This is a genomic window from Roseibium sp. (assembly GCF_965232425.1).
In the GTDB taxonomy this organism is placed as follows: Bacteria; Pseudomonadota; Alphaproteobacteria; order Rhizobiales; family Stappiaceae; genus Roseibium.
The window spans coordinates 3,268,389-3,280,296 of the sequence record NZ_OZ246971.1 but is presented as its reverse complement, the minus strand read 5'-3'; the positions used below and the strand labels follow the sequence as shown (position 1 = coordinate 3,280,296).

At 61.1% G+C, this 11,908-nt stretch carries 10 protein-coding genes; 7 read left to right on the top strand and 3 right to left on the bottom strand.

Annotation, left to right across the window (positions count from 1 at the left end):
• Positions 1 to 69: 69 nt before the first annotated feature.
• Positions 70 to 1,434 (bottom strand): ABC transporter substrate-binding protein, encoded by a 1,365-nt coding sequence (locus ACO08A_RS15125; RefSeq protein ID WP_422036840.1) that lies wholly within the window; start codon positions 1,432 to 1,434, stop codon positions 70 to 72.
• Positions 1,435 to 1,682: 248 nt separating this feature from the next.
• On the opposite strand from ACO08A_RS15125, the gene ACO08A_RS15120 reads away from it, so the two are divergent.
• The gene (locus ACO08A_RS15120) at positions 1,683 to 2,720 is read left to right on the top strand and encodes a LacI family DNA-binding transcriptional regulator (RefSeq protein WP_421979702.1); all 1,038 of its coding nucleotides are present in this window, start codon (positions 1,683 to 1,685) and stop codon (positions 2,718 to 2,720) included.
• Positions 2,721 to 2,746: 26 nt separating this feature from the next.
• On the opposite strand, the gene ACO08A_RS15115 is transcribed toward ACO08A_RS15120, so the two are convergent.
• Positions 2,747 to 3,418, bottom strand: a complete 672-nt coding sequence (locus ACO08A_RS15115; RefSeq protein WP_422036839.1) for a GntR family transcriptional regulator — start codon at positions 3,416 to 3,418, stop codon at positions 2,747 to 2,749.
• A 560-nt stretch (positions 3,419 to 3,978) separates the two neighbouring features.
• On the opposite strand from ACO08A_RS15115, the gene ACO08A_RS15110 reads away from it, so the two are divergent.
• The 4 genes from ACO08A_RS15110 (at position 3,979) to ACO08A_RS15095 (ending at position 7,147) form a co-directional block, all read left to right on the top strand.
• Positions 3,979 to 4,926: a 2-hydroxyacid dehydrogenase gene (locus tag ACO08A_RS15110; RefSeq protein WP_422036838.1), complete on the top strand. Its 948-nt coding sequence runs from the start codon at positions 3,979 to 3,981 to the stop codon at positions 4,924 to 4,926.
• 82 nt (positions 4,927 to 5,008) lie between these two features.
• Positions 5,009 to 5,827, top strand: a complete 819-nt coding sequence (locus ACO08A_RS15105; RefSeq protein WP_422036837.1) for a sugar phosphate isomerase/epimerase family protein — start codon at positions 5,009 to 5,011, stop codon at positions 5,825 to 5,827.
• 153 nt (positions 5,828 to 5,980) lie between these two features.
• Positions 5,981 to 6,697, top strand: coding sequence for a cytochrome c biogenesis CcdA family protein (locus ACO08A_RS15100; RefSeq protein ID WP_422036836.1), 717 nt, complete (start codon positions 5,981 to 5,983; stop codon positions 6,695 to 6,697).
• A 27-nt stretch (positions 6,698 to 6,724) separates the two neighbouring features.
• On the top strand, positions 6,725 to 7,147 hold the full coding sequence (locus ACO08A_RS15095; RefSeq protein ID WP_422036835.1) for a thioredoxin family protein: 423 nt from the start codon (positions 6,725 to 6,727) through the stop codon (positions 7,145 to 7,147).
• A gap of 299 nt (positions 7,148 to 7,446) precedes the next feature.
• Here the strand turns inward: ACO08A_RS15095 and gndA are convergent, their stop codons facing one another.
• Positions 7,447 to 8,871, bottom strand: coding sequence for an NADP-dependent phosphogluconate dehydrogenase (gene gndA, locus ACO08A_RS15090; protein ID WP_422036834.1), 1,425 nt, complete (start codon positions 8,869 to 8,871; stop codon positions 7,447 to 7,449).
• A gap of 260 nt (positions 8,872 to 9,131) precedes the next feature.
• On the opposite strand from gndA, the gene ACO08A_RS15085 reads away from it, so the two are divergent.
• Positions 9,132 to 10,112, top strand: a complete 981-nt coding sequence (locus ACO08A_RS15085) for an extracellular solute-binding protein (RefSeq protein WP_422036833.1) — start codon at positions 9,132 to 9,134, stop codon at positions 10,110 to 10,112.
• Positions 10,113 to 10,198: 86 nt separating this feature from the next.
• Entirely contained in the window at positions 10,199 to 11,902 is a 1,704-nt protein-coding gene (locus tag ACO08A_RS15080) for an ABC transporter permease (protein WP_422036832.1), read from the top strand.
• Positions 11,903 to 11,908: the final 6 nt, after the last annotated feature.

Sequence of the window (11,908 nt, the reverse complement as noted above, 5' to 3'; positions counted from 1 at the left end):
CGCGAAGCTGGCGCCCCCTGGCCCGAAACGACCGGCCGTCTGCCACGCGGACAGACGGCCGGTGAAGTGTTACTTCAGAGCGTCCCAGCTTTCCTGGATCTCTTTGGTGACCGCGGCAGCGTCCTTGCCGCCGGTGTAGTCGACCATACCTGTCCAGAACGTGCCGGCACCGACACCACCCGGCATCAGGTCGGATCCGTCGAAGCGGAAGGTCGTCGCATTGATCAGGATCTCACCCTGGCCCCGCAGCGTGTCGTTCAGATAGGCGTCGAGATTGACGCCCTTGTGCGGCGTCAGGAAGCCGGTCTGGGCCATCATGATTTCATGAGACAGCGGCAGCTGGAAGAACTTCATCAGCTCCGTGGTCGCGTCAGACGGCGTGGTGATGGCCATCAGCGTTCCGCCACCCAGTACCGGGTTGCCGAGATCTTTTTCCGCATAGGCAGGGAAATAGAAGAAGTCGACATCCGCGCCGAACTCGACCCCGTCCGGGAAGAAGGCCGGAACGAACGAAGCCTGGCGGTGCAGGTAGCACTGCGGCGGCGAGGAGAACAGGCCCTTCGGGCTGTCGCGGAAGTCGGTCGAGGCGACTGCATCGGCACCGCCGGCAACCTTGTCGTCGTCACGGGCGAACCAGCCGAATTCCTCGATGGCCGCGACAACGCGTTCGTCATTGAACGGAATTTCGTTCGCGACCCACTGGTCGTAAACGTCTGCCGGCTGGGTGCGCAGCATCATGTCTTCCACCCAGTCCGTCGCCGGCCATCCGGTCGCAGCGCCCGACCCAAGGCCGATGCACCACGGTGTTTCGCCGTCGGCGACGATCTGCTCGGTCAGCGCCTTGAGGTCTTCCATGGACTCCGGCACTTCGTAGCCGGCATCCTCGAAATTCTCCGGCACGTACCAGACGAGGCTCTTGACGTTGACGTTGTAGAAGAAGCCGAAAAGCTGGTCGTTGCCGTCACCGTCCTTGTAGGTGCCGAGATTGACCCAGCTTTCGCCCGCGCCGTAATTGTCACCGACCCAGCTTGCCATGCCCTCGGGAAGCGGCTGCAGGAGACCGCGCGATGCCATGTCCGACGCAAGGCCCGGTTGCGGGAAGACGGCGATGTTCGGCGCCGCGCCCGCTTCCGCGTCGATCACGATCTGCTGTTCGAAGGAATCGGAACCGGTGTAGATGACTTCAGCACCGGTTGCCTCCGTGAAATAGGCGAGCACATTGCGGAAGTAGCCGTCTTCCGGCTGCAGCCACGGACCAGCGATCGTCACGGTCTGTCCCGAGAGATCGGGCGCACTTTCCGCCCACGCAGTGTAGCTGTCCCAGGTGAAGGGACCCTCGCCCGGAGGGAATTGCAACTCTGCAGAAGCGCTTCCAAGTCCCAGCGAAACGCTCAGTGCCAAACCGGCCGCACAGGCCATCAAACGTGATTTCATGTCAGTCCTCCCAGATTGTCCCCTTGGCGGGACATTCCCTTTAAAGTGGCACACCTTACCAGCCGGCAGCAATACCGAGGCTCCTCCCTCATGCAGCAAACCAACCGGAACCCGGCATCCAAACCGCTTTGGATTTGCCCTAAACATGTCGCTACGCTTCGGACTTGTCAAGCGAACAACTCACGAATTAATGTTGCATTTCAATAACAGCCTGAAGGGAGGGCGCTTTCAAAGCGTTTTGGGCATACATGAGCAAGGGTGTGAATCTGAAGGAACTGTCGAATCGACTGCAACTTTCGCAGACGACCGTCAGCCGTGCATTGAACGGATATCCGGAAGTCAGTGCCGAAACGCGGCGCAGGGTTGCCGAAATGGCGGAGAAGCTCGGATACGCCCCCAACAGCCAGGCCCGGCGCCTTGCCACAGGACGATCGATGGCGATCGGCCATGTCATCCCGCGATCGATCCACGAGATGATGAACCCGATCTTCCTGGAATTCATTGCCGGTGCCGGCGAAACCTATTCCAAGCACGGCTACGACATGATCATTTCGGTGGTCGAGGACGATCACGAGGAAGATGCCTACCGCCAGATCGCCTCCCGCAAGAAAGCCGACGGCGTGATCATTCATGGCCCCGCGGCTGACGAGAGCCGGCACAGGCTGCTGCGCCAGATCAACCTTCCCTTCGTCGTTCACGGCCGCATCCCCGGAGCCGAAAAGGAAACGTCCTGGGTCGACATGAACAACCGGCGCGCCTTCGAGCGGGCGACGAACCTGCTTCTCGATCTCGGTCACAAGCGGATCGCCCTGTTGAACGGCCTCGAGCACATGGACTTTGCCCGCCGGCGCCGCGTGGGCTTTGAAGACGCCCTCAAGGCGAGAGGCCTGACCCCGGACACTGAGATCATGCGCAGTTCCGACATGACGGAGCCGTACGGCTGTGACAATGCCATGGAGATGCTCAGGTCCGGCAACCCGCCGACCGCCTTTCTGGTGTCCTCGATGATTTCGGCCATCGGCGTCGCGCGCGCCATCGGCCAGTGCGGGCTGGAAACCGGGAAAGACGTCTCCATCATAACCCATGACGACGCTCTCTCGTTCCTGCCGAACAGCGGCGAAGTTCCGATTTTCACCTGTACGCGTTCGTCCGTGCGCTATGCCGGCCAGCGCGCCGCCGAACTGCTGCTCGACCACATCGCCGACCCGGAGCGCGAACCGTCATCCTTGCATCTCGATGCGGAATTGATCGTCGGCCAGTCGACCGGACCCGCACCCGATCGCTGAACAACAGCTGGACGGACCGTCACCGGTCACACATAGGAAAGGCCGCTGTTTCGAAGCAGATCGTCCATCGTTTTCAGACCGCTGAGGCGGTGCGCACTGGCAAGCTCAGCGGCTTGCTCCGCCTCGCCGGCAGCAATCGCGTCCACAATCTTGCGATGCGTCGCATCGCGCGCTGCAGGGGCATTGTTCAGCCGGAGCAGCACGGAGTTCGCCCTGAAAACCTGGTCCAGAAGACTGCAGATCTCCGAATGCAGTCTGTCGTTGCCCGACATCCCCGCAACAAGGCGGTGAAACGTGTCATCGAGTTGCGCCCAGGCCGAAATGTCTTTTGCCCGAAGCGCCGTCTCACCTTCCTCCAGAACCTGGCGAAGACCTGAGAGCGGATCGCTTGCAACATCGAACTTGGCGGCGGCATGTGCCGCCAGGCCTTCTAACACGGCAAGTATCTCGAAAATCTCGCGAAAGTCCTTCTGCGAGATCGCAACAACGCGTGCGCCGCGGCGCGGGATCAGATCGATCAGCCCTTCCGCCTCAAGCCGGATCAGGGCCTCCCTGACGGGTGTCCGGCTCATGCCGAGGCGACTGGCAATGTCAGGTTCCGGGGCTTGATATCCGGGCGGCAGCACACCTTGCAGGATCTCGTCTTTCAGACGGTCATAGGCACTGTCGACGCGCGTTGACTTGACTTTCGCTAACATTGCGGAGGCTTTCAGAACACGATTTCGAAAATGACGGCGTGCCCGGACCACTCGGCGGAAATGGCCTTGCCGGACTTTGATGTTCTTGCAAACAAACCCATTCAGCATTGATAATAATACCGATAAAATTTTACTCAAAGTGGATCGAAACCGGAAAAGTTGCGGCACGATCAACCTACAAAACCTCTCAACATGTTGACTTTACTGAAGAAAAACATACAAATCAGCAAAAGATATCGTAAAAATTACTAACTTATTTCAGCGCGAACGCGTTTCCGGACTGTGGTTTCGAACGAGTGCGGCGGCAGGTGTCTTAACGGTTTATGCATACCCCGTGCTTGTGCACGCTTCCGCTCACGGGTCGCCGGCAACTTCCTGTTTGCCGATATGAGCCGTCTTGCGCCGGGGTGCGTTCCGGCTGGCGTACCGCGTCCGGACCGGCTTCTGCCACGCTGCCTTTCTCTTGTGCCGGGCGCCGCTCCTGCACTAGGGTCAGGACTTTCCCTTTCATGCGCACGGATCGCGTTTGCGAAGCGATGCGTTTTCCGGAGCTGCCATTGATGAAGCCAGTTGTTCCCTTCATTCCCGAAGCCCATTCGCACGAGCGGGAGGTCTGGCAGCAGGAACTGTCCAGATCGCTCAGCAACCTGGCCGAACTCAAACCGTTCGACGCGCTCAGCGAAGAGGAGCGTCTTGCCGCCAGAGTTGCCATCGTCGCAAATCCGGACCCGGCCCATGTCGCGGCCCTGCCAAACCTGGTTTGGGTGCAGAGCCTGTGGGCCGGCGTTGAACGGCTGATGTCCGAATTGCCGGAAGAGGGTCCGCTGATTGTCAGGCTTGCCGACCCGCAAATGGCTGAAACCATGTCCGAGGCGGTTCTGGCCTGGACGCTCTACCTGCATCGCGACATGCCCCGCTACATGGCGCAGCAGCGCCGGGGCGTGTGGCAGGAGCATTTTCTGAAAACCCCGGCGGAACGGACGGTCGGAGTGCTCGGACTGGGCAATCTCGGCACGGCTTCCGCGCAGCGCCTGCGGGCCAACGGGTTCACGGTCGCCGGTTGGAGCCGGTCGGAGAAAACCATTGACGGGGTCCGCTGTTTTCACGGGCCGGACGGTTTGAAACAAATCCTTGGCGAGGCCGACATCGTCGTCATTCTGGTCCCCCTGACGGATCAGACGCGGGGACTGCTCGGCACGGACGAATTCAGTTCATGCAAGCACGGCGCCGCGATCATCAATTTCGCGCGCGGCCCGGTGATCGAGACCGGTGCACTGGTCGACGGTCTCGACACGGGGCACCTGTCTCATGCGGTTCTCGATGTCTTCGATGAAGAGCCGCTGCCATCCGAAAGCCCGCTCTGGCGGCATGAAAAAATCACCGTGCTTCCGCATATCTCCGCCCCGACAATCATCAGCACGGCCTCAAGGCTTGTGGCAAACAATCTCAAGACGTTCCTGGAAACGGGCGCAGTTCCCGATCACGTCGACCGAAAACGTGGATACTGACCTTCCCTTGCCCGGGCGTCGCAATACTGTCAAGGATTGCACCGTATCAGGCACACAGATTCACTTTCTTTGAAGGTATATCATGCCGACCCTTCCGATCCTGGGCGCAGCGCTCAACGTCAACAGCCTGGAAACCCATCGCAAGCTCATGCTCGACATGCCCCGGGACCTTGAGCTTCAGGATTTCTGGCCCGGCGAGGTTCTCAACGGAGACTGGATGCCCCTTGTGGAGCGCGCCACGGCATTGCTCGACGGGCACGAAGGCCGCCTCGGCATCCATGGGCCCTTCTGGGGCTTCACAATCGATGCCGTCGATGTGGACGTGCGCGAAGTGGTCAGAAAGCGCCTCCTGCAGGGTCTCGAAGTCTGCGAAGCGCTCGGCGCGACGCACATGGTCGTGCACAGCCCCTATTCCACGTGGGACCACAACAATCTCGATAATTTCGAAGGCGCTCGCGCGCGCAAGATCGAACTCTGCCACCTGACCATGATGGACGCCGTCAAGCGGGCCGAGGATATCGGCTGCGAACTCGTCATAGAGAACATCGAGGACATCGATCCGCATCTCAGGAAGATACTCGCCGACAGTTTCGGATCCCCGATGGTGAAAGTCTCCATCGACACGGGCCATGCCCACTATGCCCACGGTTCCAGGGGCGCACCGCCTGTCGACTACTACGTGAAGGCGGCCGGAAACGATCTGCGCCACGTGCATTTTCAAGATGCCGATGGCTATGCCGACCGCCATTGGGCGCTTGGCGAGGGAACCATCAACTGGCACGCGGTCTTTGCGGCCCTGTCGAAACTGGAAAGCGACCCGCGCCTCATTATCGAGGTCCGCGATCACGCCGACGTGCCCGTTTCGATCAAGAACATGGCCGCACTCGGACTGGCACAATGAGGCCGGTAACCGGCCTGCAGGCCCGACCCCACAAATTTGTGAAGAGGCGTTAGCGGACAGGTCGCCGGCCTTTGCCTAAGTACAGGTCTGAATCGAGGTGTGTTCCGGCGTTCCGCGACCGGAACGGGCTCTTGCAAAGGTGTGCTGACAAATATGCTTGAACTGCCGCTTGCGTATCTTGCCGGTCTTCTGACCCTGATAAATCCCTGCGTCCTGCCGGTTCTGCCGATCGTGCTTGCGTCAGCGCTCAATGCGGACAAGCGTGCACCTATCGCGCTTGCGGCGGGAATGAGCGTTTCCTTCGTGACCGTCGGAATGCTGGTGTCCACGGTCGGTTACGCCATCGGCCTGACCGAGGATGTCATGGCAAGGGTCGGGGCAACGCTGATGATCGTGTTCGGCCTCGTGCTGCTGGTGCCCGCTTTCAGCCAGCGCTTCGAACTTGCCACGGCCGGCTTTTCCGGCTCGGCCGGACAAAAGCTGCACAGCACCGACACCAGTGGCCTGCGCGGCCAGTTTCTCGGTGGAGCCCTGCTCGGTGCGGTCTGGTCGCCCTGTATCGGTCCGACTCTCGGCGGCGCGATCGCCCTTGCCTCCCAGGGCCAGAGCCTCACCTGGGCCGCCGCCATCATGTCCTTCTTCGCACTCGGCGTTTCGACCTTCATCGTCGGTCTCGGGCTCGGTGCGGGAGAAACCATCCGCCGCAGGGCCGACAGATTGTGCGGCCTGGCGGAAAAATCCAAACCCCTGATGGGGGTCGTATTCATCGCAGTCGGCGTACTGCTGCTGCTCAACGTCCACAAGATGTTCGACGCGTGGGCCCTGAGCGTGATGCCGATCTGGCTGCAGGATCTTTCGGTCCGGTTTTGATCTTGAAGTGAAGGGAAAGGAACGAACATGAACCGCCGTCGCTTTCTTATGACAACTGCTGGCGCCGCCCTCACGGCAGCCCTGCTGCCCGCAACCGCGTTTGCAAACGGAATGGTCGACTATTCGCCGGGGCTCATCCAGAAGCATCTTGCTGCCGGAAAGACGGTCTTCGTCGACTATGCCGCCTCCTGGTGCAGCACCTGCGCGCGCCAGGAGCGGGTGATCTCCGCCCTGCGCCAGGCCAACCCGGCTTACGACCAGACGATGGTTTTCGTCCGTGTCGACTGGGATGCCTATGGTGGTCACGAAGTCACCACGTCGCGAAAGATCCCGCGCCGGTCCACCCTGCTCGTCTTAAAAGGCGACCAGGAGCTGGGCCGCATCGTAGCCGGGACCAGCGAACAGCAGATCAAGGCATTGCTGGATACCGGCCTGCAGGCAGGCAGCTGACTTTAAAGCTCACGGTGTCAGCTGGAGCATTTTCAGGCCAATTAGGGTCATTTGACCGAGGCTCTGCGGATGAGGCAGACGGCCGGCGACACCAGCTCTCCAGCCTCATCCTGAGGAGAGCCGACAGGGCCGTCTCGAAGGATGGGCGGCATAGACTGCGGACGGCGGCCCATCCTTCGAGACAGCGCTCAAGCGTTTCCTCAGGATGAGGGTGTTGGCTGTCGTCTGGATGATTTGGTCTGAATGAGATCACGAAAGAGCCTCCGCAACGATCGCGGAGGCTTTTTTTTGCTGGCCGATCAGCCCATCGCCCAGGGGCCGTGATAGCCGCTTCCGTCCTTGTCCGTGCGCTCGAAACCGTGCGCGCCGAAAAAGTCCCGCTGGCCCTGCAGCATGTTCGCCGTCGAGCGCGCCGTGCGCATGATGTCGAAATAGGACAGCGCTGCGGACAGAGCCGGGACCGGCAGTCCGTGCAGGGCCGCCTTCGCCACCACCTGCCGCAGCTGGGCTTCGGTTTCCTTCAGCTTGGCCGAGAAGAAAGGCGCCAGCATCAGGTTGCGTTCCGCATCCTCGGCAAGCGCAGCCGACATGTCGTTGAGCATGGCGGAGCGGATGATGCAGCCGTTGCGCCAGATCTTCGCGATCTTCGGCAGGGGCATGGCCCAGCCATATTGGCGCGCCGCCTCCAGAATAAGTCCGAAGCCTTGCGCGTAGCAGACGATCTTGCCGGCCACGAGTGCGGCCTCCAGCGCGTCGATGGCGATCAGTTCCCGGCCGAGAGCCGTCGGCGCGGCACCGAACTCCGCCTCTCCTGCCGTCCGTTCGTCAAGCCGTGACGACATGTTGCGCACGGCAACCGCCGCCTCGATGGTGCTGGCGGGCGTGCCCAGCATCAGGGCTTCGATGGCCGTCCAGCGGCCCGTGCCCTTCTGCCCGGCACGGTCGAGAATGATGTCGAGCATCGGCCGGCCCGTATCCGGATCCGCTGTGGTCGCCACCTTTCCCGAGATCTCGATCAGGTAGGATTGCAGGATGCCCTGGTTCCACGTGTCGAAAACGGCGCCGATGTCCGCAGCCGGCATGCCGAACCCGTCGCGCATGACACCGTAGACCTCGGCAATCATCTGCATGTCGGCATATTCGATGCCGTTGTGAACCGTCTTGACCAGATGACCCGCACCGGCTTCGCCGAGATGAGCCGCGCAGGGCTCTCCCTCGTGCTTTGCGGAGATGGCTTCCAGAATGTGTCCGACCTGGTCCCAGGCATCGCTTGCACCGCCGCCCATGATGGACGGCCCGTAGCGCGCCCCTTCTTCTCCGCCGGAAACGCCGATCCCCATGAAGCGGGGTCCGTGTTCCATGGAGGCGGCAGCGCGCCGGTTTGTATCGTGGTAATTCGCGTTGCCCGCATCGATGATGAGGTCCTGGGCATCGAGCAACGGGCGCAGCGCCTCGATCTGTGCATCCACGGCCTCACCGGCCGGCACCATCAGGATCACGGCGCGCGGCGGCTTGATCGAGGCGACAAACTCCTCGAGTGTTTTCGTGGGGACGAGTTTTCCGGCCAGGTCCCCGGCCTTCTCCATGAACTGGTCGGTCTTCTCCGTGGTCCTGTTATAGACCGCGATCTGGAATCCGTTCTCGGCAATGTTGAGAGCAAGGTTGCCGCCCATCGTGCCCAGGCCGATCAGGCCGATTTCCGCAACAGCGCCGTTTGAACTCATCAAGGAAGCCTTTCTCAGATCGATTTAAATTGTCGTTACGAGGTGATAGCCGACCCGTCTCTTCCGGGCAATGGCTGCAAGCGAGGATCGCGGTACAGGCATCCCGTATCTTGCGGCCGATCACGAAAACCTGAAACCGGAATCCGGAAAACGACCCGATCCCGTGATTCTCCCCGGCGATCGAAAAAGACTGTCACATAAGCCTGCTAACCACCTTTGCACCCGCATCCTCCAGCGGCTTTGCTCAAAGGATTAGTCAGATGAAGAACATGTTGATCGCAGCCGGCCTTCTGGCCATGGCATCCACGCCTGCCTTCGCGGACGATGTTTCCGGAAAACTGGTGCTGTACACGTCGCAGCCGAACGCCGATGCGCAGGCGACCGTTGACGCGTTCACCGCAAAACATCCGGGTGTCGAAGTCGAGTGGGTCCGTGACGGCACCACCAAGATGATGGCAAAGCTGCGCGCGGAGTTCGAGGCCGGCGCACCGAAACCGGATGTGCTTCTGATCGCCGACATGGTCACCATGGAAGGCCTGAAGAAGGAAGGCCGGCTGATGGCGCATGAGGGCGCAGATGTCTCGGCTTACGACCCGGCCATCATGGACGGCGACAAGACCTATTTCTCCACCAAGCTGATCACCAGCGGCATTGTCTACAACATCAATGCGCCGATGAAGCCGACGTCCTACAAGGACCTTCTGAAGCCCGAGGCGAAGGACAAGCTGGCCATGCCGTCCCCGCTCACCTCCGGTGCGGCAACCATTCACATGGCAGCCCTGACCTCGAATCCGGACCTCGGCTGGGCCTATTACGAGGGACTTGCAGATCAGGGCGCCAACCCGAAGGGTGGCAACGGCGGCACCTACAAGGCGATTGCAGGCGGTGAGAAACTCTACGGCTTCGTTGTCGATTTCCTGCCGATCCGCGAAAAACTCAAAGGCGCTCCGGTTGAGTTCGTCTTTCCCGAAGAAGGCGTTTCCGCGGTGACCGAGCCGGTTGCGATCCTCTCCACCGCACAGAACCCGGACGCCGCAAAGGCCTTTGTCGATTTCCTGATTTCAGAAGACGGCCAGAAGCTTGCCTCTTCCCAGGGCTACCTGCCGGCACACCCGGCTGTCGCGGCCCCGGAAGGCTTTCCTGCTCGCGACGAAATCAAGCTCATGGAGTTCGACCCGGCTGCAGCGCTGGAACAGGACCAGGCCAACAAGATCAAGTTCACGGAGATCTTCGGCGGCTGATCTTGGCAAGCTTGAAAATTCACGCGTCAGCGCGGCCAAAGCTGCGCTGACGTGCTTTCATTCCACAAGTCGTACTGCTCATCCCCTTGCAAACGTCTTCGCCCTCGGAAAAAGCAACCCTTGCCGCGCTCGTCGCCGGTGCAACGGCGATCTGCGGCCTCCCGCTTCTCCTGCTATTCAGGACCGGCCTGACCGGGGAAACCGGGCTGGACCTGGCACCATTGCTTGAAGCGATCCAGAACCGTTCCGTGCAACGCGCCCTGTGGAACTCGATCGAAAGCAGTTTTCTGTCCGCACTTGCAGCAACGATGCTCGGAACCCTGCTCGCCCTTCTTGTCGGCCTGACCGACATCCGGGCCAAAGGTTTGCTGGTCTTCCTGCTTCTTCTACCGATGATGATCCCCCCGCACGTGACGGCAATAGCCTGGATCCAGGCGCTTGGGCCGGCCAGCCCGGTTCTGCGCTGGCTGGGGATTTCGCCGGAACTCGGCTCCACCCACCCCCTTTATTCCCGCGAAGGGCTCGTGCTTCTTCTCACGCTTCAGAACAGCCCCCTCGTTTTTCTGCTTGTACGTGCTGCCTTGAGATCGTTTCCGCGGGAATTGTCGGATGCCGCCCGCATATCCGGTGCCGGAACCTGGACCTTGTTGCGCCGGATCACGTTGCCACTCCTCGGCCCTTACCTGCTTGCCGGCTTCGCCCTTGCCTTTGTCGCGGCGCTCGGCAATTTCGGCATCAACGCGCTCATCGGCATTCCGGCGCGCTACACCACGCTGCCGGTCCTGGTCTGGCGCCGCCTGGCAAGCTTCGGACCGGATATCCTGCCGAATGTCGCAGTGATTTCCGTCATCCTCGCAGTGGTCGCGCTGTTGGCCATCATGATCCAGAGCCTTCTGCAAAGGCGCATGCGTGCCAGCCTGATCGGGCTGCCGCAGGATCCTCTTGCCATTTCTCTCGGACGGAAACGACCTTACATCGAGGCGCTCCTCTGGGGCTTCGTTGCCCTGGTTCTGCTTCTGCCGGCGGCATCCCTGATCGCAACGTCCCTGGTCCGGACCTACGGATTGCCGCCGGGGTTGGACACGCTGACCCTGGAGAATTTCGTGGAAGTCGTCTGGCGGCAGTCGGTCACCTTGAGGGCCTTTGCTAACTCCACACTGATTGCCGGCATTGCAGCGCTCGTCATCGCGGCGGCAAGTCTGTTGCTCGGCTACTTCCTGACCCACAGGAGACGGGCACATCGCCAATGGGCAGGACTTGCGTTGACTCAGTCCGAAATCGCATTCGCGGTGCCGGGACTGGTGATGTCGATTGCGTTCATCCTGGCATTCATCCGCCCGGTGCCGGTTCTCAATGTCTCGCTCTACGGCACCTTGTGGATCATCCTGATCGCCTATGTCTCCGTGTTTCTGGCGGTCGGCCTGAAACCGGTTCTGGCCGCCTTCCTCCAGATGGACGGGTCCCTTGAAGATGCAGCGCGGGTATCCGGTGCCGGTTTCTTCACCCGGATGAGACGCATATTCGCCCCGCTTGCAGCCCCGTCTGCTGCCTCCGGCGCCATCCTGGTCTTCCTGACGGCCTATAACGAGGTCACGGTTTCGGCGCTCCTCTGGTCGACAGGCAACGAAACCATCGGAACGACGATCTTCAACTATGAGGACGGCGGCTACACCACATTGGCAGCCGCCATGTCCGTGACAGTTGTCGCAGCAACCCTGGTGATCATGCTGGCGATGAACGCGCTTTCAGACCGGGTTCCGGCGGGGACAATCCCCTGGAAGGACCGATAACAACGG